Below are 25,987 nucleotides of genomic sequence, written 5' to 3'. Positions count from 1 at the left end.
TGAGCTTAAAGGGAATTCACCCAACCGGGTGGTCGATCGTGGAACTTTGATGACCTGTCAGACGTATCCACCACGACTCCCATGACGGCTCGTCATGTCTCACCCTCTCCCACCAGCGGGAATCCGGACCCGGACAAGCTCTCGACACGGAATGAGCGCCATGTCGACAAAGCCGCTCGACCACGGAGGGTGACCGAACCTCGAACGGCACTACGAATGCCCCGGGAATTCGGCACGGCCCGCACAGAACTGTCCACGATTCATTCCAACCCACCAGTCCCAGGAGCAACGTTTGCCCGCGCTCGACCTCCCCCACGGTCCGGCCGCGAACGGCACCGTCCACCCCTGTCCTGCGTCAACACCGCTGACATAACCTGCGGGGCATGAGCGAACGCGTGGTCCCCGAGCCCCAGCGCCGTCGACGGCGACCCACCAAGCAGGGCGTCGTGCTCTCCCGGGAGCTGATCATCGACACCGCGCTGCGGCTGGTCGGGCAGCACGGCGCCGAGGCGCTCACCGTCCGCCGGCTCGGCACCGCGCTCGGCGCCGACCCCAGCGCCGTCTACCGCTACTTCCACAGCACCGACGACCTGCTGCTGGCCATCGCCGACGAACTCATCGGCCGCGCCCAGGCCGGCTGGCGCCCCACCGGAGACTGGCGCACCGACCTGCGCGCCATCGGCCTGCGGATCCACACCGCCTACCTCGCCCACCCCCAGGCCGCCCTGCTCGCCGCCCACCGCACCACCGGACGCGGCCACGAGACGGCCGCCGTCGAGACGATCCTCGGCGTGCTGCGCACCGCCGGCTTCCCCGACCCGGAGGCCGTCGCGATCTACCACGCCTTCGTCGACCAGAGCCTCGGCTTCGCCGCCCTGGACGCCGCCGCCCTCGCCCTCCCCGCCGCCGCGGCCACGGCCGACCTCCAGGTCTGGCAGGCCTCCTACGCCCGCCTCGACGCCGCCACCCACCCCCACATCGCCGCCACCGCCCACCTGCTCTCCACCGACATGCGCCGCACCGGCTACCCGTACGCCCTCGACCTGCTGCTCGACGCCGCGGCGGCCCGGCTGGCGGCCGACTGAGGGAGCACGAGGCCGACGGCCGGCCCGGCGGGCACCGTCAAAGCGCCCGGCCGGTGCCGGTCAGCCGAACCAGCGGGCGAGGGCCGTGTCCAGCGGCGTGCCGTCCCGGTCGGTCCAGGCGAGGTAGCCGTCGGGGCGGATCAGGAGGGCCCCGGCCCCGTCGACGTCCTCGTCGGTCTTCGCCAGGACGTGCTCGACCCGGTCGGCCCGGTCGCCGACCGACCGCCGGGTGCCGTCCAGGGACAGCAGCAGGCCGCGGCCGGAGCCCATCAGGGAGCTCGCCCGCACCGGCCCGGCCTCGGTGGTCAGCTCCAGGTCGATCAGCCGGGGGCCGACCCCCGGGTACTGGAGGTCCAGGCCGGACATCATGCCCGAGACGTACCGGTGGGCGTCGGGCAGCCGCAGCAGCTCGGTGACGAACTCGCGGACCGTGGCGAGCTCCTCGTCCCGCCCCGGGTTCATGATCACGTTCTGCGCCCGGGTGTGGCGCAGCACCCGCGCGGCGACCGGGTGCCGCTCCTCGTGGTAGCTGTCGAGCAGCCCGGCGGGGGCCCAGCCGTTGATCGTGCCGGCGAGCTTCCAGCCCAGGTTGACGGCGTCCTGGACGCCCAGGTTGACGCCCTGTCCGCCGATCGGCATGTGGATGTGCGCCGCGTCCCCGGCGAAGAACACCCGGCCCTCGCGGTAGCGCTCGACCTGGCGCACGGCATCGCCGAAGCGGGAGGCCGCGCGCAGTTCGCCGAGCTGCGTCCCGGGCCCGTAGACGGCGTGCAGGGCCTCCTGGACCTCGTCCGCGGAGACCGGTGACGCGTGGTCCGGGCCGTCGCCGGAGAGCTTGCCGAACAGCATCCGGTACAGGTCCGGGCCGATGGGGTGCAGGATCGAGTGGAAGCCGTTGGCCGACTTCGCGAACGCGCTGAAGTGCCCGGGCTCGGTGCGGACTTCCGCCGAGTGCGCGGCGAGCGTGAGGTCCGCGGCCACGGCGGACATCCGCCGCTCCCGGCCGGGGAAGTCCACGCCCAGCAGTCGGCGGACGGAGCTGTGCCCGCCGTCGCAGGCGACGAGGTAGCGGCCCCGGAGCTCGCCGCTGCCGCCGTCCTCGGCCCGCCACCCGACGGTCACGCCGTCCGCGTCCTGGGCGATCGCCGTCACCTCGCGGCCGCGCAGCACGGGTACGCCCCGCTCGGTGAGGAGCCCTTCGAGGAGGGCCTCCAGCGCGGCCTGCGGGACGGCGACCGGGTGCGGGTAGCGGGTGCGCCACGGCGTGCAGTCCAGCTCCACCGGCAGGGTGGCGAAGTGCCCGCCCGAGCTCTTCCGGGGCGGCAGCTCCGCGAGCAGCGGCTCCAGCAGCCCCCGCAGGTCCAGCACTTCGGCGGTGCGCGGCTGGAGGCTGCCGGCCCGGGACTGGCTGCTCCGGGTGAGCAGCTTCTCCGTGACGACGACCGGGATCCCGGCCAGCGTCAGCTCGTTCGCCAGCATCAGCCCGGTCGGGCCCGCCCCCACGACGATGACTTCGGTCTGCACAGCAACCTCCGCAAGAAGAACCAGGTGCAATTCTGCACTCAGTCTACCACGAGGTAGACTGAGTGCATGAATCAGCAGATGGGCCTGCGGGAACGCAAGAAGGAACGCACCCGGGAGACGATCGGCGCGACGGCGATCCGGCTCTTCCTCGACAAGGGCTTCGACCAGGTGTCGATCACCGAGATCGCCGAGGCGGCGGACGTCTCCCGGCGCACCCTCTTCGCCTACTTCCCCACGAAGGAGGACCTCGTCCTCCAGCGCTTCGCCGACCACGAGGACGAGGCGGCCCGCACCGTCCGCGCCCGCCCGGACGGCCTCCCCCCGCTGGAGGCGCTGCGCGCCGCCCACCTCGACGCCCTGGCCCGGCGCGATCCGAACACCGGCCTGTGCGACGACCCCGAGGTGATGGCCTTCCTCCACCTGATCAGCGACACCGAGAGCCTGGCCGCACGGCTGGCGCGCTACTCGGGACGCGGCGCCGAAGCCCTGGGCGCGGCCCTGCGGGAGGCGGGCGTCGACCCGCTCGCCGCCCGCCTGGTGGCCGCCCAGGTGATCGTGGTGCAGCGGGAGCTCGCCACCGTGAACCAGGAGCACCTGGCCGCCGGCACCTCCGCCGACGACCACTACCCGGCGGCGGTCCGGGCGGCGGAGCTCGCCTTCGACCTGCTGAGCGGCGGGCTAGTAGTGCTTTGTTAGGTCGGGGCGTCGACCCGGCCTGAGCGGGCGGCCGCCCGCGCTCACTCGGCCGCGTGGACGAGTTCACCCCCCACGTAGGTGCGCAGCACCCGGGCCTCGGCGATCTCCTCCGGAGGGCCGGTGAGGATGTCGCGGTCGAGCACGACCAGGTCGGCGAGGTGCCCGACGGCGAGGGTGCCGGCGTCGTCGTGGCCGTTCACGTGGGCGGATCCGGCGGTGTAGGCGGCGAGGGCGGAGGCGAGGTCGAGGCGCTGCTCGGGCAGGAAGACCCGGCCGTGGGTGGCGCCGGGCTCCATCCGGTGGACGGCGACGTGCAGGCCCGCCAGCGGGTCGGGGCTGCTCACCGGCCAGTCGCTGCCCGCCGCGAGGGTGGCGCCCGCCCGCTGGAGCCCGCCGAACGGGTACTGCCGGGCGGCGCGTTCGGGGCCGAGGAAGGGGATGGTGAGTTCGTCCATCTGCGGTTCGTGCGCGGCCCACAGCGGCTGGATGTTGGCGACGGCGCCGAGCCGGGCGAAGCGGGGCAGGTCGTCCGGGTGGACCACCTGGAGGTGGGCGAGGTGGTGCCGGGTGTCGCGTCGGCCGTTCTTCGCCCGGGCGGCCTCGACGGCGTCCAGCGCCTCGCGGACGGCCCGGTCGCCGAGGGCGTGGAAGTGCACCTGGAAGCCGAGCGCGTCGAGTTCGGTGACGTATCCGCACAGCGCGGCCGGATCGACGAAGCTGAGGCCGGAGTTGGCGGTGGCGCAGCCGCAGCCGTCCAGGTAGGGGCTGGTCATCGCGGCGGTGAAGTTCTCCGCGATGCCGTCCTGCATGATCTTCACCGAGCCGGCCCGGAACCGGCCGTGGCTCAACTCGGCGCGGCGCCGGACGAGTTCGGGGATCTGTTCGGCGCCGCGGGCGCGGTCCCACCAGAGCGCGCCGGTGACCCGGGCGGTCAGTTCGCCGGAGCGGGCGGCGGCGAGGTAGGCGTCGGACGGGTCCGGCTGGCCGTTGAACTCGCCGAGCAGGGCGTCCTGCCAGCCGGTGATGCCGAGCGAGTGCAGCAGGCGCTGGGCCCGGAGCAGGCCGGCCAGCCGCTGGGCGGCGGTGGCCGGCGGCACCAGGCGGGCGACCAGCGTGGTGGCGCCCTCCTGGAGGGTGCCCGCCGGGGTGCCGTCGGGTTCGCGTTCGATCCGGCCGTCGGCCGGGTCGGGGGTGTCCCGGGTGAGGCCGGCCAGCTCCAGGGCCCGGGTGTTGGCCCAGGCGCCGTGGTGGTCCCGGTTGGTCAGGTAGACCGGGCGGTCGGGGACGGCGGAGTCGAGCAACTGCCGGGTGGGCAGGCCGCCTTCGAAGCTCTCCAGGGACCAGCCGCTGCCGGTGATCCACTCCTGGTCGGGGTTGGCCCCGGCGTAGGCGCGGATCCGGTCCAGGTACTCGGCCACGCCGACCGTGCCGGTGAGGTCGCAGGCGGCCAACTCGACGCCGCCGTAGACCGCGTGGACGTGGGCGTCCTGGAAGCCGGGCAGCAGCAGCCTGCCGGTGAGGTCCACGACCTCGGTGCGCGGCCCGATCAGTTGGTGGACCTCGTCGTGGCCGACGGCGGTGATCCGCCCTCCGGTCACGGCCAGGCTGCTCGCCCGGGTGCGGGCGGCGTCGCCGGTGTGGACGGGGCCGTGGGTGAGGACGAGGTCGGCCTCGGTCATGGGTGGTGCTCCTTCGTGCCGGTGCGGCAGGGCTGTCGGGTCGGGCGGTGGGGTCGGGCGGCCGGGTCGGGCAGCCGGGTCAGACGGTACGGCTCAGGCGGCCGGGTCGAGGAAGTACGGCGAGCGGCGCCGCCAGCGGGCCCAGGCCGCCGACGGGAGGCCGGTGACGATCATCAGCGCCACCACGGTCAGTTCGAACCAGCCGTTGTCCGCGGCGAGTTCGAAGTGGTCGGTGGAGTCGTAGAAGGTCCAGGCCAGGTAGCCGCCCACGGCGAGCAGTGTCGCCGCGCCGAGCAGCGGGCCGACCACCGCGCGCAGGCCCTGCACCGGGTCGGTGCGCAGCAGGCCGCGGAAACGGACGGCGGAGGCGACGGCGGTGAGCGCGTAGTAGAGGGCGACGATGATGCCGATCGCGTTGACGGCGGCCGAGATCAGGTCGTTGACGGTCGGAATGGCGATCGAGGCGAGGGCGAGCAGCGCGGCGAAGCCGGTGACCAGCAGGGTGCCGACGGCGGGGGTGGCGTGCCGGGGGTGCAGCCTGGTCCAGACCGGGCCGAGCACGCCGTCGCGCCCCATCGCGTACATCCCGCGCGCGGTCGGGATCACCGAGGCCTGGAGCGAGGCCACCGCGGAGAAGGTGAGCGCGATCAACGGCAGTGCGGCGAGCGGCTGGTGGGCGAGGGCGGCGCCGAAGTAGGTGAGTCCGTGGGCGCCGTTGTCGGCCAACTCGCCGAGCGGGAGCACTCGTTGGAAGGCCGTCCCGGCGAGCAGGAAGAGCAGCATCATGACCACCAGGGCCAGGAAGCCGCCGCGCGAGGCGTCCCGCGGGTCGCGGACCTCCTCGCCGACGCTGAACACCGACTCGAACCCCCAGTAGCAGAACACCGCGAGCACCATGCCCTGGGCCAGGGCGCCGAAGGAGGGCAGGTCGAAGGGGTTGAACCAGTGGAGCGAGAAGGGCTGGTCGCCGGCGAACAGGCCGTAGCCGCAGAAGCCGAGCAGCACGGCGTACTCGAAGACCAGCAGGGCCTTCTGGAGCCGGGCGGCGAGGTCGAGGCCGCGGACGGCGACCAGGGCGGCGCCGATCAGGACGGCCAGGCCGAGCAGGGTGCACTGGACGGTGGAGTCGGCGTCCAGGCGCAGCCCGGCGATGCTGCGCAGGTGGGCCTGGTCGAGGAGCTGGATGACGGCCGAGCCGGTGACGGTGGTGGTGTAGGCCATGAAGACCACGGTGCCGAAGGTGTTCACCCAGCCGGTGAGGAAGCCCAGCCAGGGGCTGAGCGTGCGGCCGACCCAGCGGTAGCTGCTGCCGGCGTCGGGTTCGACGGCGTTCAGGCGTCCGTAGCCGCCCGCGATGGCGAGCACGGGGAGGAAGGCCAGCAGCATGATCGCGGGCAGGTGGAGGCCGACGACGCCCGCCATCAGGCCGAGGCCGATCCCGATGCTGCTGGTGGCGGCCGTGCTGGAGGCGGCGATGGCCGCGCCGTCCAGCAGGCCGATGGACCTGTGCATGGCGCCGTGCTGCGCGCCGGTTCTCGGGCCGCTGCCCGTGTCGTCCCTCAGCGTCGATGCCAACGGATCACCGCCTTGCTCGTGGGGGGTGGGGGCGGGCGCGGATGTTCGGGGGGCGCCCGGGGGTGGGGGAAGCGCGAGCCATGAAACCGGCGGTGTCGTTTCACGTCAATGCTGTTGTCATAAGCGCTCGGGCCCGACTCCTCGAACGGAGTCGGGCCGGGAACGGTGGGTGCCTACCAGTAGTGGCGGCGGCCGCCGACCTCGCGACCGACCGTGCCCATGACCAGCAGGACGAGGCCGATGAGGAGCAGGATGACGCCGACGGTCCACAGGATGGAGATGCCGCTGACGAATCCGATGACGAGGAGGATGACTCCGAGGACGATCACGACGAGCTCCGTTCTTTCGCCCTCCCGGTGGGTTCCTCCGCTGGTGCGGAGGCATGCTGCGCCTTCCCCGTTCTCGGGTTTCGATTCAGGAATCCCGGAATTTCCTCGGCGACCACCGCCGGACGCCCACGGGCCGGGTTGGCCGGGTGGGCCGGGGCGACGAGATCGACCGGGTCGACCGGGTCGACCGGCGCACGGTGCGTGGTCGCCCCCCGCTCCACCCTGCGCCCGCTCCACGCTGCGACCGATCCCCCTGCGACCGGCCCACGGGCCTCGTCCCGGACGGTGGTCTTGACGTACCGTCAACAAGCCCTGCCCCCGTCACCCTCACCGGAGCATCCGTGACACCCCTTCGAAAGGCCCGCACCGCCGTGCTCGCGGTGGCCGGCCTGCTGGCCGCACTCCTCAACGCCGCCCCACCCGCACAGGCGGCCGCCCCCGCCGCCCCGACCGCCTCCGCCGCCGCCGCGCCCGCGTCGAGCGGCGCCCGGCTGGCCGCCTCCTGGACCGGCCCGCTCAGCACCCGGGGGCGGTACGTGGTCGACGCCAACGGCGACCGGTTCAAGCTCAAGGCCGGCAACTGGGCCGGAGCACAGGGGACTTGGGAGGGCAGCGGCTCGACCACGGACCCCGCGGACAACCAGGCCGGCCAGGTCTCGTACAACATCCCGCTCGGGCTGGACCGGGCCCCGATCGACCGGATCCTGGCGGGCTTCCACGGCCTGGGCCTGAACGCCGTCCGGCTGCCGTTCGCCAACGCGATGATCCACGACACCGCCGCCGTCCCGGACGCCGCCGTCGCGGCCAACCCGCAGCTCCGGGGCAGCACCCCGCTGCAGGTCTACGACGCCGTGGTGGCCGCACTGACCGCCGACGGGTTCGCGGTCGTCCTCAACAACCACACCACCAGCTACCGCTTCTGCTGCGGCCTGGACGGCAACGAGCGCTGGAACAGCGGTCAGAGCACCCAGCAGTGGGAGGACGACTGGGTGTTCATGGCGAACCGCTACAAGGCCGACAAGCGGGTGGTCGGCGCGGACCTGCGCAACGAGGTGCGCCGCGACACCTGGGACGACCCCAACTGGGGCCTGGGCGACGCCCACGACGAGTACGCGGCCTTCGAGGAGGCGGGCAACCGGATCCTCCAGGCCGACCCTGACCTGCTGGTCGTCATGGAGGGCATCAACTGGTACGGCATCCCCGCCGCCGGGTTCTCCCACGGCCGGCCGATGCTCACCCCGGTGGCGAACCTGTCCAACACCCTGATCCGGTCCGACAAGCTGGTCTACGCGGCGCACTTCTACGCCTACACCGGCCCGGCCAACACCGGCGCGGGCAGCGGCCCGGGCTCGACCTCCGACCCGCGCTACGAGGACTTCACCCCCGAGCAGCTCGCCCAGGTGGTGAACCAGGAGGCGCTGTTCGTCACCCAGGACGGCCAGCACTTCACCGCCCCGGTCTGGGTCAGCGAGTTCGGCGCCGGCGGGCGCGGCTCCACCGACGCCAAGGAACAGGCCTGGTTCGACCGCTTCACCGACGTGCTGGCCGCCAACGACACCGACTTCGCGGTCTGGCCGCTGGTCGGCTGGCAGCACGACGGCGTCCCGAACGACAGCTGGGCACTGCTCTCCTACGACACCGGCGGCCGGGAGCTCGGCCTGAACGACCCGGGCGACTGGCGGGCCGCGGACTGGAACAAGCTGGTGAACGCCCCGTCGTACACCGGTCCGGTCGCCCCGGTCGCCCGCTGGAACATGCTCGACCTCGACCACGGTGACCAGAACGTCTCGGCCCGGATGCTGGCCCGGCCCGACTGGAGCCCCGGCAACCGCAAGGGCGACTGCCCCGACGGCCAGCGGCTGGCCGGCCTCGGCCGCGGCAGCAGCCGGGGCCTGTGCACCGACGCGGGGCAGCCGCCGCTCGGCACCGGGGACTGGGTGACCGTCACCGACCAGCGCTACGTCACCGGCGGCGACTGGGCCTCCGGCTACGACAAGCTCCAGTGCCCGGACAACACCTTCGCCGTGGGCTACGGCGTCCACGACAACGCGATGTCCGCACTGCTCTGCGCCCCGGCCACCACCGCGCTGCCGAGCACCGGTCGCACGGTCTGGTTCGACCGCGGCGACAACCGGCCGGCGAACGGCGGCTCGCTCGCCGGTGACTGGGCGCCCGGCTCCTACAAGGGCCAGTGCGCCGACGGCGAGTACGTCGCCGGTGTCGCCGACACCTGGCGCGGGCTCCAGTACGGCGTCCCGGACGCGCTGCTCTGCCGCCCGCTGCGCTGACCACCGCGGCGGGGGGCACGTGCCCGGCGGATGCGCCATCCGCCGGGCACGTGCAAGGTGGTGGAGTACGAAACGCCCGGCCGGCGACCGTCCGTGGCCCCGCGGACACCGTCCGCCGGGCGAGCGGCCCCCAGCCGCCCCTCGACCGAAGGAGGCGCCATGCCGTCCAGGACGATCCCCCGTCGGGCTCTGGTGCTGACCGCCGCCGCCCTCGCCGTCCTGCCCGCCACGGCGCTCACGGCGCCCGCGCGGGCGGCCTCCGGGCCCTCCGCGCCCCCGGCGGCCACGGTAGCGGCATCCGGTCCGGCCGCTGCCGTGCCGGTGCGCTTCGTGGACCTGCCGGACTCCGCGCTGCCGACCGACCGGGCACCGCACCGGATCACCTTCCGCTACCGCAACGACACCCCGAAGGATCAGACGGTCGCCCCGCAGATCCTGGTCGAGTCACCCCAGCGGGGCCCGTTCCTCAGCCCCTCCGACGTCCGGCTGGAGATGCGCGGGACGGACGGCAGCTGGCGCACCGTGCCGCTGGCCAGCCAGACCGGCACGCTGTACACCGCGCTGGTCCCGGCGAAGATCGTCCTGCACTCCGGCCACACCCTCACCGAGAGCTACCGGCTCACCGTCCTGCACGCGCCCGCCCGGGGCACCGTCGAGCCGCGGATCGCGGTCTACGCCTGAGCGCCCCCCCGAGGGTCGCTCCGGATCGGGCCGGTCCGGGGTGCCCCGGCTGTGCGCCTCCGACCGCCCCCCGTGCTTCCAAGCCGTGCTTGGGGAAGCATCGGTGCCCGTTATAGGAAACTCACTCGATCGAGTGAGTTTGGCGGCCATGAGTCGCTCATTCGTGCAGCGGCGTGTCCGCTATCCGGTGCCCTCAAACGTGCCCACGGCACTCCGTTGCAGCGGCAAGAATCGGCGAGGCGGTCCGGCACCGGTCGGACCCCGTCCTCCCACACCTGCCGCAGAGGGGACCAGCCGTGACCACCGAGGCCGTTCCGCAGAACCAGCCCAGCCAGCAGAGCCTGAGTACCTCCGCCGCCCGCAACCTCGCCACCACCACCAAGACCGTGCCGCAGATGCTCGGGATCACCCCGCGCTACCTGCTGCGGGTGCTGCCCTGGGTCGACCTGGAGGCAGGCGTCTTCCGGGTCAACCGCCGCCGGGGCTTCATCCTCGGCGACGGCCTGGTCGGCACGTACGTCGACGGCTCCGGCGCCGCCCGGGTCATCCCCGAGGACCTGCGCGAACTGGCCTTCCTCAGCCAGGTCGACGGCCCGGTGCTCACCGCCCTGGCCGCCGGGTTCACCGAGCGCGAGGTCGCGCCCGGCGAGCTGATCGTCGACGCCGACGCCCCGGCCGAGCAGCTGCACATCATCTCCTCCGGGCGGGCCGAGAAGCGCGCCACCGGCGAGTACGGCCAGGACGCCCTGCTGGGCATGCTCGGCGACGGCGACTTCTTCGACGCCGCCGCCTGGGCGGCCGGCACCGCGATGCCGTACCGGGTGAAGGCCGTCAGCTCCTGTACCGTGCTCACCCTGGACCGCCGCCTGCTCACCGAACTCGCCGCCCGGGAGCCCTCGTTGCGCGCCCAGCTGGACGAGTTCGCGGCCGCCCGGGGCCAGGTCGACGCCGAGCACCCGATCGACCTCAGCTCGGGCCACTCCGGCGAGCCGTACCTGCCGGAGACCTTCGTCGACTACGACGAGGCCCCGCGCGAGTACGAGCTGAGCATCGCCCAGACCGTGCTCAAGGTGCACACCCGCGTCGCGGACATCTACAACTCCGACATGGACCAGGTCCAGGCCCAACTCCGGCTGACCGTCGAGGCGTTGCGCGAGCGCCAGGAGTGGGAGATGCTCAACCACCCCGAGTACGGCCTGCTCAACAACGTGGTGCCCACCCAGCGGGTGCGCACCCGCGGCGGCGCGCCCACCCCGGACGACCTGGACGAGCTGCTCGCCCGGGTCTGGAAGCAGCCCGCCTTCTTCCTGGCCCACCCGCGGGCGATCGCCGCGTTCGGCCGCGAGTGCACCCGGCGCGGGGTGCCGCCGCAGATCGTCGAGCTGTTCGGCAGCCCGTTCCTGACCTGGCGCGGCGTGCCGCTGCTGCCCTCCGACAAGCTGGACCTCAAGGGCTCGGCCAACTCGGCGCCCGGCACCACCAACATCCTGCTGATGCGGGTCGGCGAGGAGCGCCAGGGCGTGGTGGGCCTGCGGCCGGCCAAGGTCCCGGACGAGGTCGAGCCCGGGCTGGCGGTGCGCGCGATGGGCGTCGACCGGCAGGCCATCACCTCCTACCTGGTGACCAGCTACTTCTCGACCGCCGCGCTGGTGGACGACGCCGTCGCCGTGCTGCAGAACGTCGAGGTGTCCAACTACCATGACTACTCCTGACGGATTCGGGCGCGGCACCGGCGTCAACGCGGCCCCGGGCGCACCGGCCGTTCCGGGAGCCCGGACCGCGCCGGGGGCCCCGGCCGCACCGGGAGCCCAGGCCGCACCCGCCGCGCCGGGCGGACTGACCGCCTCCCCCGCCGCCGCGCCCCCGTTCCCGCTCCCCGAGGCCCTCGCCCACGCCGCCGGCGGCCCGCGCTACTGGCTTCCCACCCGGGCCGACCGGACGTCACCGCCCACCGCCCCCGCCGCGGGCTTCGACGTCGAGGCCGTCCGCCGCGACTTCCCCCAGCTGCACCGCGAGGTGCACGGCCGCCCGCTGGTCTGGCTGGACAACGGCGCCACCACCCTCAAGCCCCGCCAGGTGGTCGAGGCGGTCGGCGAGCACTACTCGGCGGGCACCTCCAACGTCCACCGCGGGGCGCACACCCTCGCCAAGCAGGCCACCCAGATCTACGAGGAGGGCCGCGCCGAGGCCGCCAAGCTGCTCGGCGCCCCGGACCCGGACGAGATCGTCTTCGTCCGGGGCACCACCGAGGCCGTCAACCTGGTGGCCCAGACCTGGGGCCGGGCCAACCTCGGCGTCGGCGACGAGATCCTGGTCTCCGCCGCCGAGCACCACTCCAACCTGGTGCCCTGGCAGCTGATCGCCAAGGAGCGCCGGGCCCGGGTCGTCCCGATCCCGCTGCTGCCGGACGGGCGGCTGGACCAGGACGCCTACCGGGACCTGCTCGGCTTCCGGACCAAGCTGGTGGCCCTCACCCACGCCTCCAACGTGCTGGGGACGGTGCCGCCGGTGGCCGAGATGACGGCGCTGGCCCACCGCTACGGCGCCAAGGTGCTGATCGACGGCGCCCAGGCGGTGGCCCACTTCCCGGTGGACGTCACCGCGCTGGACGCCGACTTCTACGCCTTCTCGGGGCACAAGATCTTCGCCCCGACCGGGATCGGCGCGCTCTACGGGAAGCGGGAACTGCTGGAGGCCATGCCCCCGTGGCAGGGCGGCGGCAACATGATCGACTCGGTGAGCTTCGAGGAGACCAGCTACGCCCCCGTCCCGCACCGCCTGGAGGCCGGCACCGGCCACATCGGCGGGGTCGCCGGACTGCGGGCCGCCCTGCGGTACGTCGCCGGACTGGACCGCGCGGCCGCCACCGCGCACGAGGAGCAGCTCACCGCGTACGCCACCGCGGCGCTGCGCACGGTGCCCGGGCTGCGGCTGATCGGCGAGGCCCCGGGCAAGATCGGGGTGCTCACCTTCCTGCTCGCCGGGACGGACCCGATCGCCCTCGCCGGGGCCCTCGACCAGCAGGGCATCGCCATCCGGGCCGGCCACCACTGCGCCCAACCCGCCCTCGCCGCCTACGGGTTGCAGAGCGCGGCCCGGGCCTCGCTGGCCCTGTACAACACCGTGCAGGACGTCGACGCCCTGGTCGCCGCGCTCCAGGGCGTCCAGGCGGAGTCCGCGGCGGCCGGAGCCTGACCCGACCGGGGGCGGGCGCCCCGACCACCCCCGCCCCCGGAACGGTCCCGGCCCCATCCCGATCCCCGGCCCCCCTCGCGCCGCGGGGCCGGGGCCGGGGCCGTTCCGTGAGATCGACCACGGTTTCGTGCCGGGCCCGTCAGCGGCCCCGGCCGGGACGGAAGCGACATTTCTGGCCGGAAACCGTCGGAAGACGTCCCGTATTCGTCGGATTCGGGGGGCATTCAACGGACTTGTCTTCCCGACGGCAGTCCGGGCGAAGAGTTCCGTACCTCGGCGATTTACCGCGTGTTCACATGCACTCGTCAACCGTGTTCACCGCTACGCTCTAGCGTCTAGCCGCCGCGCCGCTCGTGCTACGCGCGTCACGGCCCCTACTTCTGACACACATGACGATGACGTCGAGGATCCGACCATGCCCGCAGTTCCCTCCCGCAACAGGTGGCTCCGCTACGGTGCCGGCCTGATCGGCGCTGCCTCGCTGACCGCCTTCGGCGGTGCCCCCGCGGCCTTCGCCGCCGACGACCCGCAGACCGCCACCCCGGTCAAGCACCTGGTGGTGATATTCCAGGAGAACGTCTCCTTCGACCACTACTTCGGCACCTACCCGAACGCGGCCAACACCGCCGACGACAAGGTGAAGTTCACCGCCAAGCCCGACACCCCCAAGGTGGACGGCCTGAGCGACGACCTGCTGCACAAGAACCCGAACCGCAACAACCCGGTCCGGCTGAGCCCGTCCCAGGCGGTCACCTGCGACCAGGACCACACCTACAAGGACGAGCAGCTCGCCTTCGACGGCGGCAAGATGGACAAGTTCGTCGAGCACACCGACATCGAGAACTGCAAGGCTCCGATGTACACCGCGCCCGGCCTGGTGATGGACTACTACGACGGCAACACCGTCACCGGCTACTGGAACTACGCCCAGCACTTCGCGATGAGCGACAACTCCTTCGGGACCAACTACGGGCCCTCCACCCCCGGCGCGATCAACCTGGTCACCGGCAACACCCACGGCGGCTACCCGGTCGACCCGAAGACCGGCCAGCAGACCACCGACGCCTACGTGGTGGCCTCCCCGGACGCCAAGGGCATCGGCACCGTCATCAACGACCCGGACCCGGGCTACGACGACTGCTCCAGCCCCGCGCACAACCAGCTGGTGATGACCGGCAAGAACGTCGGCGACCTGCTCAACGACAAGGGCGTCAGCTGGGGCTGGTTCCAGGGCGGCTTCAAGCCGACCGGCACCAAGGACGGCAAGGCGGCCTGCGACTCCGCGCACAAGAACATCGTGGGCGCCTCGCAGACCGACTACAACCCGCACCACGAGCCCTTCCAGTACTACAAGTCCACGGCCAACCCGAAGCACCTCGCTCCGAAGGACGTCGAGGAGATCGGCCACGCCGGCCAGGCCAACCACCAGTACGACCTGACCGACTTCGACGCCGCCCTCCAGCACGGCAACCTGCCCGCCGTCAGCTACCTCAAGGCCGCCAACTACCAGGACGGCCACGCCGGTTACTCCGACCCGCTGGACGAGCAGCACTTCGTGGTCGACACCGTCAACAAGCTGCAGAAGTCCAAGGACTGGGCCTCCACCGCCGTCGTCATCGCCTACGACGACTCGGACGGCTGGTACGACCACAAGTTCGCCGAGCCGGTCAACGGCTCCAAGGACCCGGCCAACGACAGCCTGAGCGGCGCCGGCCAGTGCGGCAAGGACGCCGGCTGGGGCGGCTACGCCGACCGCTGCGGCTTCGGCCCGCGCCTGCCGCTGCTGGTCGTCTCCCCGTACGCCAAGGCCAACTTCGTCGACCACACCCAGACCGACCAGACCTCGGTCCTGCGCTTCGTCGAGGACAACTGGAAGACCGGCCGGATCGGCGACTCCTCCTTCGACGAGCACGCCGGCTCCATCGAGGGCATGTTCGACTTCAAGAACCCGCAGTCGGCCACCCTGATCCTGGACCCGACCACCGGCGCCCCGGTCGGCGGCGACAGCCCGAGCGGACAGCCCACCGGCGGCTCCTCCGCCACCACCCCGGCCGGCTCGGCGACCTCGGCCAACGGCTCCACCGCCGTCGCCGGGGCCACCAGCAGCGTCTCCGGCCCGCCGCTGGCCGAGACCGGCGCCGACTCCCACACCGGGCCGATCGCGGCCGCGGCCGTCGCCCTGCTGGCGGTCGGCGGCGGAGCGGTCTTCCTGGCCCGTCGCAAGCGCGGCCGCCGCGCCTGACGCACGGCCCACCCGCGCAACACCCCCGGCACCGCCGGGTCCTGCTCCCAGGGCCCGGCGGTGTCCGCGTTCCCGGGCCGATCTGCCGCCGCGTCCCGGGCCCGGCTACCCTTCCCGCCATGACCGCCAGCGCTCCCCACCGCCGCACCCTGCTGGGCGCGGCCCTGGTGGCGGCCCTCACCGCGGGCGGCGCGACCGGCTGCTCCGCCGAGGACGCACCGCCCCGCGCGCTGCGGCTGGCCACCGGGCCCGAGGGCGGGCCGTACAACGCCTTCGGGCACTCCTTCACCGAGGCCGTGAACGCGAGCGGCCGACTCACCCTCACCCCGGTGGGCAGCGCGGCCAGCGTCGACAACCTGCGACAGCTCACCGACGGCGCGGTGGACCTCGCGCTCACCACCGCCGACGTCGCCGAGGACGCCGTCCTGGGCCGGGACACCTTCGACCGTCCGCTCGGCCTGACGGCGCTGGCCCGGGTGTACGTCAACTACCTCCACCTGCTCGCCCCCACCGACGGGCCGGTGCGCGAGCTGGCCGACCTGGCGGGCCGCCGGGTGGCCACCGGCGCGGTCGGCTCCGGCAACCAGGTGACGGCCGGGCGGCTGCTGCGCCGGGCGGGGATCTCCGTAGAGCAGCGGTCCCTCGGACTGGCCGAGTCGCTGGACGCGCTGCGCGCGGGCACGCTGGACGCGGTGTTCTGGTCCGGCGGCGTGCCGACCCCCGCGGTGGCCGCGCTGGCCCGTGAACTGCCGCTGCGCTTCGTGCCGTTGGACGCCGTCGCCGCGCTGCTGCGGGAGCGCTACGGCCCGGTGTACACCGCCGTCACCCTGCCCGCCGGGGCCTACGGCCTGGCCGGCCCCGTCCCCACCCTCGGCGTCGGCAACTACCTGACCGCCCGCCCGGGCGTCCCCGAGGACGCCGTACGGCGGCTGCTCGGCATCCTCTTCGACCGGTGGGCCACCCTGCTGCGCTCGGTCACGGCCGGCGCCCGGCTGGAACCCCGGTTCGCCGTCTCCACCGGGGCCGTCCCCCTGCACCCGGGGGCGGCGGCCTACTACCGCTCGGTGTACGGGTAGCAGCACGCCGTCAGGCCCGCGCCGGCCTGACGGCGTGCGGCCGACGCCCACCCTCCGACGGCTGGCTCACCCCGCCGAAGCCCGGTCAGCGGCCAGGTCCGTGGAGCGCGCTGAACACGCGCCCGGCTATCTGCTCGTGCGTACCGGCGGCATCGACCGTGACGACGAGGTCCTGACCGGCGTAGTGCTGGATGACGGACTCCGCTGTCGCGTCATGGAACCTGAATCGGTCGCGGATGCGCTCCTCCTTAGCTCGGCGACCTGCACTACGTCGGCAAGCTCGTCAACGGCGGCCAGGTGCTCGGCACGATCGAGGCGGACGGCCGGGACACCGGGCTCGACGCCAACGGCATGTTCGTGGTGCTCGCGATGGACGGCACGGTGCACGCCTGGACGGGCGGCGCCCACCGGGGCCCGGGCACCTTCCAGTTGGCGGGCGGGTGGACGGCCAAGGTCACCAAGGTCGGCGAACTCCACTACCGCGCCGACATCATCGGCCACGGGAACGCCGTGATGGGCACCGTCGAGTCCGACCAGCACGACGCCGGGCTCGACGCCAACGGCGTGTACATCGTGCTCAGCACCGGCGGGGTGATCAGCTCCCACGAGTGAGCCCGGGGCCGCTGCCGAGGCGCCGTCAAGCCCGTTTGGTAGCGGCCGCTACGGCTGGCTACGCTGCACCTCATGCGGTTGAACGTCCGGCCGGGGCAGCGGCGCCGGCTCCACCAGGCCCCCGAACAGCACGCGCGCCGACGGCGCGGACCCGCCCTGGACGCGGCGTGATCCTGCGCATCGACCGGGCCTGGCTGCTCGACATCGCCCACCGCTTCCTGCCCACCGACCCCGACATCACGGACTACGGCACCCTCAGCGCCGCCGTCGCCCGGCACGCCGACGAGGTCATGGACGTCCCCGTGTACGAGGGCCCGCACCAGCGCGCGGCCGCGCTCATGCACCAGCTCATCCGGGTCCCGGCGTTGGAGTCCGGCAACGAGCACTTCGCCGCGGTCGTCGCCGCCGCCTACCTCACCGCCTCCGGCGTCACCGTCACCGTCGGGCCGAAGGCCGCAACCGAGCTCGCCGCCCGCATCCGGGACGGGCGCGCCGACGTCCGGGAGACCGCGACGGCCCTCCGCGCCTGGTACCGCTGAACCGCTGCGGAGCTCAGGGCTCAGGGCGCGGCCAGCCGGAACTCGACGGTCAGTCCGTGGGGGCTCGTCGCGGCGACGGTGAGCGTTCCGCCGCCGGCCCGGGCGAGTTCGTCCGCGATGGCCAGGCCGAGGCCGGTGCCGGGGAGGTTCTGGTGCTCCGGAGCGCGGGCGAAGCGCCCCAGCAGCAGGGGGAGTTGGGCGGTCGGGACACCGGGGCCGGTGTCCCGGACCCGGACCACCGCGCCGCCGTCCGGGCCGGGCCGGGCGGTCACCCGGACGCGGGCGCCCGGCGGAACGAACTTGCCGGCGTTGTCCAGCAGGGCGTCCAGGATCCGCCCGGCCGCGTCGGGCAGGGTGCGGGCGCGCAGCCCGGGGGCGACGTCGGCGGTCAGCTCCGGGCCGCCCGCCTCGAACACCGGGGCCCAGGCCGCCACCCGCTCGGCCACGGCCGCGGAGACGTCCTGCTCCTCGACCGGAGCGGCGGCCGCCTCCAACCGGGCGAGGGCCAGCAGGCCGTCCAGCAGCTCGCCCAGCCGGTCCGCCTCGTCCAGGGCGAGGGCGTGCGCCGTACGGCCGGGGCCCGGTTCGACGTACGGCTCGGCGTTCTCCAGTTGCAGCACCAGGGTGGCCAGCGGGTTGCGCAGCTGGTGCGAGGCGTCGGCGACGAAGTCCCGCCGGCGGCGCAGCGATTCACCGACCGCCGCCGCCATGCCGTCGAAGTGCTCGCGCAGCCGCCGCAGTTCGGGCGGGCCGGTGTCGGCGGCGGCAGCGACGGCGGCGCGCGCTTCGAAGCGGCCGTCGGCCATGGTGGCGACCGCGCGGTCGAGTTCGTGGACGGGCCGCAGCAGCCAGCGGGCGATGCCGGCCGCGACCAGCGCGGCGGCACCGAAGGCGGTGACGGCGCCGGCCGCGATCAGCGTCCAGCGGACCAGCACGTCGTGCCGCGCCGCGCCGGTGGGGACGGTCAACAGGACGGCGCCGCCGACCCGTTCGTCCTGGCCGACCGGTTCGGCCAGCACCACGGTGTCCGGCCCCCAGGGCAGGACGGTGGGCAGGGCCTCGGTGGAGCGGCCGGTCAGGGCGCGGTCCTCGGCCTGCCGGGCGGCCGGGCCGACCGGGGCCGGGCCGGCCCGGCCGACGGTGTGCCCGACGGTGTCGACCACGGTCACGGCGGCGCCGTAGAGCTGGGCGTAGCGGGTGAGTTCGGCGTCGAGTTCGCGGCGGTCGGCGTCGGTGCGGATCCGGTCGGCGAGTTCGGCGAAGCGGACGCCGTCGGCCCGGCGTTGCAGCAGCAGGTGCTCGGTGCGGCCGCGGGCGTAGGAGTCGGCCAGCGGCAGGGCGAGCAGCAGCACGGCCGTACCGATGAGCGCGGTGAGCACGGCCAGCAGCCGGCGCCTCACCGGCCGTCCAGGGCGCCGAGTTGGTAGCCGTAGCCGCGGATGGTGCGGAGCAGGGCGGCCCGGCCGGTCTTGGCCCGGATGCCGGCCACGTGCACGTCGAGCGAGCGGGAGGAGGCGAGGAAGGCGTCGCCCCAGATCCGGTCGAGGATCTCCTCGCGGGAGCGGACGTCGCCGGGTTGCGCGGCGAGCAGCGCGAGCACGTCGAACTCGCGCCGCGTGAGCCGGACTTCGGCGCCGTCCACGGTCACGCTGCGGGCCGCCAGGTCGATCGTGACGTCCCCGGTGCGCACCTGCCGCCGCCCGTCGGCCGGTTCGGGGGCGGCGCCGCCGGTGCGGCGGCGCACGGTGTCGATCCGGGCGATGAGTTCGGCCATCCGGAACGGCTTGACCACGTAGTCGTCGGCGCCGGCCCGCAGGCCCTGGAGGACGTCCCGCTCCTCGCTGCGCGCGGTGACCACGATCAGCGGCACCGCGCAGACCGTGCGCAGCTTGCGGAGCAGGTCGAGGCCGTCCAGGTCGGGCAGGCCGAGGTCGAGCAGGACGAACTCGGCCTCCCGGGCGTGCCGCAGCGCCTCGGCGGCGCGGACCACCCGGCGCACGGTGTGGCCGCGCCGGGCGAGCGCGGTGGCGAGGGCCTGCGCCATCCGGTCGTCGTCCTCGACCAGCAGCATGTGCACGGAGCCCTCCCCGGGATTGAGGTGACTACCGTACGGGCTCCGCCGCGGCGGCCACCGCCGGGGCCTCCCGGGGGTCGAGCACGGCGTGCCGGGTGTCGGGCATCAGCACGTAGACGACCAGGGAGACCAGCGCGCAGCCGGAGACGTACCAGAAGAAGCCGGACTCGTGGCCGCTGTTCTTGAACCAGAGCGCGATGTACTCGGCGGTGCCGCCGAACAGCGCGTTGGCGAGGGCGTACGGGAGCGCGACGCCGAGCGCGCGGATCCGGGTGGGGAAGAGCTCGGCCTTCACGGCCGCGTTGATCGAGGTGTAGCCGGTGACGACGAGCAGGGCGACGAGCGAGAGGCCGAGCGCGGACCAGTAGCCGGAGGCCGAGCCGAGGGCGGTCATCAGCGGGTAGGTGCCGACGGTGCAGCCGAGCGCGAAGGTGATCAGCAGCGGGCGGCGGCCGATCCGGTCGGAGAGCAGTCCGGCCAGCGGCTGGACGGCGGCGAACACGGCGAGCGCGGTGAAGCTGACCAGGGTCGCGGTGTTCTTGGCGAGCCCGGCGCTGCCGATCAGGTACTTGGTCAGGTAGGTGGTGTACGTGTAGTAGGCGACGGTGCCGCCGAGGGTCAGGGCCATCACCAGGGCGGCCTGGCGCCGGTGCTCCCACAGGCTGCGCAGGGTGCCGCGGGCGTCGGCCCGTTCCCGGCCGGCGGACTCGGCGGTGAAGGCCTCGGTCTCCGGCAGCCGGCGGCGCAGCCAGAGCACCACGACGGCCAGCACGGCGCCGAGCAGGAACGGCAACCGCCAGCCCCAGGCGTGCAGTTGGGCGCTGGTCAGGGTGTGCTGCAGGACGATCAGGATGCCCAGGCCGAGGAGTTGGCCGCAGGTCATCGAGACGTACTGGAAGGAGGAGCCGAGGCCGCGCCGGTTCGGTGCGGAGGCCTCGGTGAGGTAGGTGGCGCTGGCCGCGTACTCGCCGCCGATGCTCAGGCCCTGGAGCAGCCGGGCGAGCAGCAGCACGGCGGCGCCGAGGTAGCCGGCCCGCGCGTAGGTCGGGGCGACGGCGATCAGTACGGCGGCCGCGGACATCATGGTGACGGTCAGGGTGAGCGCGCTCTTGCGGCCGTGCCGGTCGGCGGCCCGGCCGAGCAGCCAGCCGCCGACCGGGCGCATCAGGAAGCCGACCGCGAAGATGCCGGCGGTGTTCATCAGCTTGGCGGTGGAGTCGCTGCCGGGGAAGAAGTCGTCGGCGAAGTAGACGGCGAAGCTGGCGTAGACGAACCAGTCGTACCACTCCACCAGGTTGCCCAGCGACCCGCCGATCAGGGCGCGCCGCCGCCGGGCGCGGTCCCCGCCGGGCGGCTGCGGGCGGGGAGCGGGGGCGGCCGGGACGGCGGCGGACGGGGACATGGCGGCTCCGGGGACTGGTACGGCGGGTGGGTGTCCCAGAGCGTGCCGCCGCCCGCGGGGCGGCGGCAAGGAGCGCCGCGCAGATCTTACGTTCCGCTAAGGAAGCCGCCCCCGGTGCCCACCCGCCGGGGGCGGGCCCGGGGCCTCCGCCGGGGGCCGGCCCGGGCCTCCACCAGGGGCTGGTCGGGGGACAAGCGTTACATTGGGGCGGAAAGCGGACCGATCACCGGCGAGGTGCGGCGGATGCACGCGATCACCGACTGGCTGCGCGGACTGTCCGGCCCGGTCGTGTACGCGGTGGTCGGCGCCATGGTCTTCACCGAGGACGCGCTGTTCTTCAGCTTCTTCATCCCGGGCGAGACGGCCGCCGTCCTCGGCGGCTTCATCGCCCACCAGGGCAGCGTCTCGCTCGGCTGGATGATCCTGGTGGTGGTCTGCGCGGCCGTCCTCGGGGACTCCGCCGGCTACGAGATCGGCCGCCACCTCGGCCCGGCGATCCTGCGCACCCGCCCGCTGCAGCGGCACGCGAAGCGGGTCGGGACGGCGCAGGACCTGATCCGCCGGCGCGGGCCGGCCGCCGTGTTCGTCGGCCGCTTCATCGCCTTCTTCCGCCCGCTGGTGCCCTCGCTGGCCGGGATGTCCCGGATGCCGTACCGCCGGTTCCTGCTCTACAACGCCCTCGGCGGGCTGGCCTGGGCCTTCGGCTTCACCCTGCTGGGCTACTTCGCCGGGGCCGCGTACACCAGGGTGGAGGGCACCGTCGGCCGGGTCGCCGCCATCACGATCGCCGGTCTCGTCGCCGTCGCGCTGCTGGTCTGGTTCCTGCGGCGCCACCACGCGCGCGGCCACGAGCCGTCGGACGAGGACGGCGGCGGGGAGCGCTGAACGGGGGCGTGCCCGGACCGTCACCGATCCGGGCACGCCCCATCGGGCAGGCCCGCCGGTCACCGAGCGCTACCGGAACGGCGGCGCGTCCGGCGCGCAGACCCGGCCGCGCGGCGGCAGGTCGCCGTCCACCAGGTAGCGCGCCTCGTAGCCGGCGGCGCAGCCGCTCGGGTTGCCGAGCACGCTGTGGCCAGGGCCGTCGACGGTCAGCAGCCGGCCGCGGGCCAGGGTGTCGGCCAGCGCGCGGGAGCCCTCGTACGGCCAGGCCGGGTCGCCGGTGTTGGCGACGACCAGCACGGGCGCGGCGGTGTAGCGGTCCCAGGGCCCGGTGTAGCGGTCCCGGGCGGCCTCGGCCGGCCAGGCGGCGCAGCGCTGGGTCTGCCAGACCCAGTACGGGCCGAGGGCGCCGGAGCGCTCCCGGGCGAGGTCGGCGAGCGCCGGGTAGTCGGCGCCGGCGGGCGGGTTGACGGTGTCGGCGCACAGCACGCCGAGGACCTGCGTCTGGCCGGGCTGCGCGCCGGTCGGCAGGGGTGCCGCCGGGGTGTCGGCGGCGGTCCACAGGCTCTGCAACTGCCCGCCCAGGGCGGCCCAGCCGGGGCTCCCGAGCTGCGGCAGCGGCTGGGCCGAGTAGAGCAGCAGCGCGACGGCCGAGACGGCGCTCGCCTCGTCGTAGGTGACGGCCTGCGCCCCGGTGCCGACGGTGAGCGGTCCGTGCGCCAGGCGGTCCGTCAGCGCGGCGTACTTGGCCCTGGTCGCCTCCGGGCTGCCCGCGGAGAAGGCGCAGGCGGCCGGGGAGGCGGCGCCGCAGCGGTCGAGGAAGTCGTCCAGGGCGCGGGCCGAGCCGAGGTCGCTGCCGGTGCGCAGGAACGGCGGCAGCGCGCGGTCCTGCGGGGTGCGGCCGGTGGACCAGGCCACCGGGTCGGCGGCGCTGTCCAGGACCATGGCGCGGACCCGGCCGGGGAAGAGGTTGGCGTAGGTGGCGCCGAGGTACGTCCCGTAGGAGGTGCCGAGGTAGCTGAGCCTGCGGTCGCCGACGGCCTGGCGCAGCAGGTCGAGGTCGCGGGCGACGTCCGCGGTGGACAGGTGGGCGAGCAGGCCGGTGTCGTCGTTGTCGGCGCAGTGGCGGCCCAGTTGCGCGTAGGTGTCGGCCCAGCGTGACTGCTGTTCGGCGCCGATCGGGTAGCCGGCGGGGAGTCCGCCGAGCAGGGCCTGTTCGCCGCCCGGGTCGGGGAAGCACCGCAGGGTGGTGGAGGCGCCGACGCCGCGCGGGTCGAAGCTGACGATGTCGAAGCGCCGGCGGACGTCCTCGGGGAACAGCTGGGTGGTGGAGGGCAGCGCCAGGGTGCCGGGGATCGCCGGGCCGCCCGGGTTGTAGAACAGGGTGCCGATCCGGTGCGCCCGGTCGTCGGCGGGGCGGCGGATGAGCGCCAGGTCGATGGAGCGGCCGCGCGGGTCGCGGTAGTCCAGCGGTACCTGGGCGGTGTCGCACTGGAAGCCCGGGGTGCAGGGCTTGGTCCAGGTCAGGGCCGGCACCGGCGGGGCGGGCGCGGCGGCCGAGGCGGCGGCCGGGGTGAGGGCGGCCAGCAGCAGGCCGGCGGCGGTGGCCGCGGCGGCACGGAGGGTGGTGGTGCGGAGGGCGGTGAGGGGGCGGGGTCGGGGCACGGGCGGGCTCTCTCCGTTGTTGATCATGTGATCGGGCGCCACGGAGTCTTCCGGCCCCCACTGTCAGGGCACTGACATCCTGCTCTCCGATCACTGACAGCTCGCCGGCAGGCCCGGTCCGCCACTGTTGACGAATCGTCAGCAAGTTCTCCGCCGCGCCTTGACGGCCCACCGACACGGTCCTACAACGGAGTCAGCTCCCCCGCTCCCCGCCCCTCGGAAGTCCCTTGGGAGCAGCGGACGTTCGCCTTCTCGCCCCTCACCGAGGAAGAGGCTTTCCCATGCGCGCACCCCTCCACCGCACCGCGCCCCTGGCCCTCACCGTACTCGCCGCGCTCGCCCTGGCCGCCGCGGCCCCCGCCTCCGCGGTTCCGGCAGACGACGCCGGCCCCGTGCTCACCACCGGCAGCACGGGCGGCGCCGCCGTCGCCGCGGGCGACGCCCTCGCCGCGACGCTCGCCGGCGGCTCCGCCACCTTCTACTCCACCGCCACCAGCACCACCGGCGTCACCTGCGCGACCTCCCAGCTGTCCGCCACCGTGCTGACCAACCCGACCGCCCCCGGCACCGCCACCGAGTCGATGACCGGCCTCACCTTCGGCTCCTGCACCGCCAACGTCACCGGCGTCACCTCGGTACAGAGCCTGACGGTCGACACCCGGCCGTACGGCGTCTCGATCGACGACGGCACCGGCCTGCCCGTCACCCTGACCGGTGGCAGCGCCGGGCAGATCCAGGCCACCGCCGTCCTGAACAGCTGGTTCGGCACCATCACCTGCACCTACCGGCTCAGCGGAGCCTTCACCGGCACCGCCGACAACGGCGGCCAGAGCCTGACCTTCACCAACGAGCACTTCGCCAAGAGCGGCGGCTCCGGCCTCTGCCCCGGCGACGGCTACTTCTCGGCGAGCTACGGCCCGGTCGCCGACACCAGCCAGTCCGGCGCCCCGGCGGTCTACGTGAACTGATCCCCGGGCCAGCGGCAGCCCGACGGCGGCGGCACGAAACGATCAGACCAGGGCAGATTCGGACCCAAGCGGGCGGGATGGGACGATACCTGCCATGTCTAGCAAGTCTCCGCCGGTCCGGGGCAACGAGGCCCCCGCCGACCCGCTCCGCCGCCTGCTGCTCGAACTGGGCGACGCCCTGCTGGGCGGGGGCCTTCCCGTCCATGAGGTCGAGGAGGAACTCCGCGGGCTCGGACGGGCACTGGGGGCTCCCGAGGTGCGGGTCGCCGCGCTCACCAACGGCCTGTTCGTCGCCCTCGACGCGGTGGAGGCCACCAGCTTCGCGCCGGTCGGCGCCGCGCTGCGGTTCGAGCAGACCGCGGACGTCCTGCACCTGGTGCACCGGCTGCGTGCCGGCGAGCTGGACGGCCCCCGGGCGCTGGCCGAGCTGGACGCCATCCGGCTCGCCCCCGCCCGCTGGCCCGCCTGGGTGGCGGACCTGGGGGCGCTGCCGGTCGGGGTGGGCGTCTGCCTGTTCCTCCAGCCGGTGACGGCGAACGTGCTGGCCGCCGGGGCCGGCTCGCTGATCGTGGCGGGCCTGACCGTCCTGGCCCGTCGGCTGCCCCGGCTGCGCCCGCTGCTGCCGGTCACCGCCGGGTTCCTGGTGGCCCTGCTCGTCCTGTCGCTCACCCGGGCCGGCCTGCTGGAGGGCCCGCTGCGCACGATCGTGGCCACCCTGGCGATCCTGCTGCCGGGCGGACTGCTGGTCACCGGGCTGTCGGAGGTCGCGGCGGGCGCCGCCAGCGCCGGGACGGCCCGGCTGGTGTCCGGCGCGGTGCAGCTGGCGCTGTTCCTCGCCGGGGTGGCGGCGGCCACCACCGCGCTCGGCGTTCCGGCCAGTGCGCTGGCCAACATCCAGGTGGCCAAGCCGAGTTGGTGGGTGATCGCGGTGGGGCTGGCGATCGCCGTGGCCGGCGTCGTGGTCAATGTGAACACCCCTCCCCCGGCGATCCCGTGGATCGTCGCGGTGATCGCGGTCAGCGTCACCGTGCAGGTGGTGGTCGGATCGGTCCACGGCGCGGCGATAGGCGGGCTGGCGGGCGCCGTCAGCGCCGCGGTCGCGGCCACCGTGGTGCACTGGCTGCCCGGCGGACCGCTCTGGCAGGTGCTCTACCTGCCCGCGTTCTGGATCGTGGTGCCCGGCTCCTTCGGCCTGCTGAACACCGCGCAGATCGAGGTCGGCAACGGCGCCCAGTCGGTGCTGGCCGCCGTGTCCGCGGTGTTCGGGGTGTCGATCGGCACCCTGATCGGCTCGGTGATCAGCCGGATCCCGCGCCCCTCACTCGCCGTCGCCCAGCTCCGGGCCTGACCCCCACCGCACGCCCGACCGGCGCGGCCCCCCCCGCCCCCCGCCGCCGCGCGCCCGCCGCGGCGCCCCGCCCGCGGGGCCGCCGCCGGGGGCGCGCGCGCCCGGCCGGCGCGCGCGCCCGCCGGCC

General features: G+C 74.2%; 20 protein-coding genes and 1 pseudogene. 13 read left to right on the top strand and 8 right to left on the bottom strand.

The features are described 5' to 3' along the window. Window positions 1-383 precede the first annotated feature (383 nt). The gene (locus ACFWXO_RS09110) at window positions 384-1,085 is read left to right on the top strand and encodes a TetR/AcrR family transcriptional regulator (RefSeq protein ID WP_380522938.1); all 702 of its coding nucleotides are present in this window, start codon (window positions 384-386) and stop codon (window positions 1,083-1,085) included. 60 nt (window positions 1,086-1,145) lie between these two features. On the opposite strand, the gene ACFWXO_RS09105 is transcribed toward ACFWXO_RS09110, so the two are convergent. After that, window positions 1,146-2,609, bottom strand: a complete 1,464-nt coding sequence (locus ACFWXO_RS09105; RefSeq protein ID WP_380522937.1) for an FAD-dependent monooxygenase — start codon at window positions 2,607-2,609, stop codon at window positions 1,146-1,148. A 66-nt stretch (window positions 2,610-2,675) separates the two neighbouring features. Here ACFWXO_RS09105 and ACFWXO_RS09100 point away from each other — a divergent pair, with 66 nt between their 5' ends. Then, a complete protein-coding gene (locus ACFWXO_RS09100; protein WP_380522936.1) occupies window positions 2,676-3,305 on the top strand; it encodes a TetR family transcriptional regulator in 630 nt (209 codons plus the stop codon). 41 nt (window positions 3,306-3,346) lie between these two features. Here the strand turns inward: ACFWXO_RS09100 and ACFWXO_RS09095 are convergent, their stop codons facing one another. The 3 genes from ACFWXO_RS09095 to ACFWXO_RS09085 all read right to left on the bottom strand — a co-directional run bounded on the left by ACFWXO_RS09095 (window position 3,347) and on the right by ACFWXO_RS09085 (window position 6,888). Beyond that, window positions 3,347-4,984: an amidohydrolase gene (locus tag ACFWXO_RS09095; RefSeq protein WP_380522935.1), complete on the bottom strand. Its 1,638-nt coding sequence runs from the start codon at window positions 4,982-4,984 to the stop codon at window positions 3,347-3,349. Window positions 4,985-5,077: 93 nt separating this feature from the next. After that, complete coding sequence (locus tag ACFWXO_RS09090; protein WP_380522934.1) at window positions 5,078-6,496, bottom strand: APC family permease; 1,419 nt, start codon at window positions 6,494-6,496, stop codon at window positions 5,078-5,080. 236 nt (window positions 6,497-6,732) lie between these two features. After that, on the bottom strand, window positions 6,733-6,888 hold the full coding sequence (locus tag ACFWXO_RS09085) for a DUF6131 family protein (RefSeq protein WP_380522933.1): 156 nt from the start codon (window positions 6,886-6,888) through the stop codon (window positions 6,733-6,735). A 341-nt stretch (window positions 6,889-7,229) separates the two neighbouring features. On the opposite strand from ACFWXO_RS09085, the gene ACFWXO_RS09080 reads away from it, so the two are divergent. From ACFWXO_RS09080 to ACFWXO_RS09045, 8 genes and pseudogenes are all read left to right on the top strand, one after another. After that, window positions 7,230-9,176, top strand: a complete 1,947-nt coding sequence (locus tag ACFWXO_RS09080; protein ID WP_380522932.1) for a glycoside hydrolase family 5 protein — start codon at window positions 7,230-7,232, stop codon at window positions 9,174-9,176. A gap of 159 nt (window positions 9,177-9,335) precedes the next feature. Then, complete coding sequence (locus tag ACFWXO_RS09075; RefSeq protein WP_380522931.1) at window positions 9,336-9,857, top strand: signal peptide protein; 522 nt, start codon at window positions 9,336-9,338, stop codon at window positions 9,855-9,857. A 296-nt stretch (window positions 9,858-10,153) separates the two neighbouring features. Next, window positions 10,154-11,569: a family 2B encapsulin nanocompartment shell protein gene (locus tag ACFWXO_RS09070; protein ID WP_380522930.1), complete on the top strand. Its 1,416-nt coding sequence runs from the start codon at window positions 10,154-10,156 to the stop codon at window positions 11,567-11,569. After that, complete coding sequence (locus ACFWXO_RS09065) at window positions 11,556-13,052, top strand: SufS family cysteine desulfurase (protein ID WP_380522929.1); 1,497 nt, start codon at window positions 11,556-11,558, stop codon at window positions 13,050-13,052. Before ACFWXO_RS09070 ends, ACFWXO_RS09065 begins: the two co-directional genes overlap by 14 nt. Before the next feature lie 415 nt (window positions 13,053-13,467). Continuing rightward, complete coding sequence (locus ACFWXO_RS09060; RefSeq protein ID WP_380522928.1) at window positions 13,468-15,294, top strand: phospholipase C; 1,827 nt, start codon at window positions 13,468-13,470, stop codon at window positions 15,292-15,294. Window positions 15,295-15,413: 119 nt separating this feature from the next. Then, window positions 15,414-16,370, top strand: a complete 957-nt coding sequence (locus ACFWXO_RS09055) for a TAXI family TRAP transporter solute-binding subunit (protein WP_380522927.1) — start codon at window positions 15,414-15,416, stop codon at window positions 16,368-16,370. A 252-nt stretch (window positions 16,371-16,622) separates the two neighbouring features. Continuing rightward, a pseudogene (locus ACFWXO_RS09050) lies at window positions 16,623-16,982 on the top strand (hypothetical protein); the annotation flags it as partial. Window positions 16,983-17,149: 167 nt separating this feature from the next. After that, entirely contained in the window at window positions 17,150-17,521 is a 372-nt protein-coding gene (locus ACFWXO_RS09045; RefSeq protein WP_380522926.1) for a fic family toxin-antitoxin system, toxin component, read from the top strand. 20 nt (window positions 17,522-17,541) lie between these two features. Here the strand turns inward: ACFWXO_RS09045 and ACFWXO_RS09040 are convergent, their stop codons facing one another. Genes ACFWXO_RS09040 through ACFWXO_RS09030 form a run of 3 tightly spaced genes read right to left on the bottom strand, consistent with a single transcriptional unit; the run spans window position 17,542 to window position 20,997 of the window. Next, on the bottom strand, window positions 17,542-18,921 hold the full coding sequence (locus ACFWXO_RS09040) for a sensor histidine kinase (RefSeq protein WP_380522925.1): 1,380 nt from the start codon (window positions 18,919-18,921) through the stop codon (window positions 17,542-17,544). Beyond that, entirely contained in the window at window positions 18,918-19,598 is a 681-nt protein-coding gene (locus ACFWXO_RS09035; protein WP_380522924.1) for a response regulator transcription factor, read from the bottom strand. Before ACFWXO_RS09035 ends, ACFWXO_RS09040 begins: the two co-directional genes overlap by 4 nt. 25 nt (window positions 19,599-19,623) lie before the next feature. Beyond that, a complete protein-coding gene (locus ACFWXO_RS09030; RefSeq protein WP_380522923.1) occupies window positions 19,624-20,997 on the bottom strand; it encodes an MFS transporter in 1,374 nt (457 codons plus the stop codon). A gap of 243 nt (window positions 20,998-21,240) precedes the next feature. Between ACFWXO_RS09030 and ACFWXO_RS09025 the strand changes: the two genes are divergently transcribed. Then, entirely contained in the window at window positions 21,241-21,882 is a 642-nt protein-coding gene (locus ACFWXO_RS09025; protein WP_380522922.1) for a DedA family protein, read from the top strand. 69 nt (window positions 21,883-21,951) lie between these two features. On the opposite strand, the gene ACFWXO_RS09020 is transcribed toward ACFWXO_RS09025, so the two are convergent. Beyond that, entirely contained in the window at window positions 21,952-23,544 is a 1,593-nt protein-coding gene (locus ACFWXO_RS09020) for an alpha/beta fold hydrolase (protein ID WP_380522921.1), read from the bottom strand. 281 nt (window positions 23,545-23,825) lie between these two features. Between ACFWXO_RS09020 and ACFWXO_RS09015 the strand changes: the two genes are divergently transcribed. Next, window positions 23,826-24,512 carry a Tat pathway signal sequence domain protein gene (locus tag ACFWXO_RS09015; protein ID WP_380522920.1) on the top strand — a complete coding sequence of 229 codons (687 nt, stop codon included), beginning with the start codon at window positions 23,826-23,828 and terminating at the stop codon, window positions 24,510-24,512. Between the two features lie 94 nt (window positions 24,513-24,606). Further along, a complete protein-coding gene (locus ACFWXO_RS09010; protein ID WP_380399374.1) occupies window positions 24,607-25,860 on the top strand; it encodes a threonine/serine exporter family protein in 1,254 nt (417 codons plus the stop codon). Window positions 25,861-25,987 lie beyond the last annotated feature (127 nt).

It is taken from the genome of Kitasatospora sp. NPDC059088, assembly GCF_042738155.1.
Lineage (GTDB): Bacteria > Actinomycetota > Actinomycetes > Streptomycetales > Streptomycetaceae > Kitasatospora.
The sequence above is the reverse complement of the archived record's forward strand: the minus strand, read 5'-3'. Positions and strand labels throughout refer to the sequence as shown.

Coding starts and splice junctions, on each gene's coding strand:
- ACFWXO_RS09055 (WP_380522927.1), top strand. CDS start 15,414: ATGACCGCCAGCGCTCCCCACCGCCGCACCCTGCTGGGCGCGGCCCTG.
- ACFWXO_RS09100 (WP_380522936.1), top strand. CDS start 2,676: ATGAATCAGCAGATGGGCCTGCGGGAACGCAAGAAGGAACGCACCCGG.
- ACFWXO_RS09030 (WP_380522923.1), bottom strand. CDS start 20,997: ATGTCCCCGTCCGCCGCCGTCCCGGCCGCCCCCGCTCCCCGCCCGCAG.
- ACFWXO_RS09090 (WP_380522934.1), bottom strand. CDS start 6,496: ATGCACAGGTCCATCGGCCTGCTGGACGGCGCGGCCATCGCCGCCTCC.
- ACFWXO_RS09065 (WP_380522929.1), top strand. CDS start 11,556: ATGACTACTCCTGACGGATTCGGGCGCGGCACCGGCGTCAACGCGGCC.
- ACFWXO_RS09010 (WP_380399374.1), top strand. CDS start 24,607: ATGTCTAGCAAGTCTCCGCCGGTCCGGGGCAACGAGGCCCCCGCCGAC.
- ACFWXO_RS09015 (WP_380522920.1), top strand. CDS start 23,826: ATGCGCGCACCCCTCCACCGCACCGCGCCCCTGGCCCTCACCGTACTC.
- ACFWXO_RS09110 (WP_380522938.1), top strand. CDS start 384: ATGAGCGAACGCGTGGTCCCCGAGCCCCAGCGCCGTCGACGGCGACCC.
- ACFWXO_RS09095 (WP_380522935.1), bottom strand. CDS start 4,984: ATGACCGAGGCCGACCTCGTCCTCACCCACGGCCCCGTCCACACCGGC.
- ACFWXO_RS09075 (WP_380522931.1), top strand. CDS start 9,336: ATGCCGTCCAGGACGATCCCCCGTCGGGCTCTGGTGCTGACCGCCGCC.
- ACFWXO_RS09060 (WP_380522928.1), top strand. CDS start 13,468: ATGCCCGCAGTTCCCTCCCGCAACAGGTGGCTCCGCTACGGTGCCGGC.
- ACFWXO_RS09025 (WP_380522922.1), top strand. CDS start 21,241: ATGCACGCGATCACCGACTGGCTGCGCGGACTGTCCGGCCCGGTCGTG.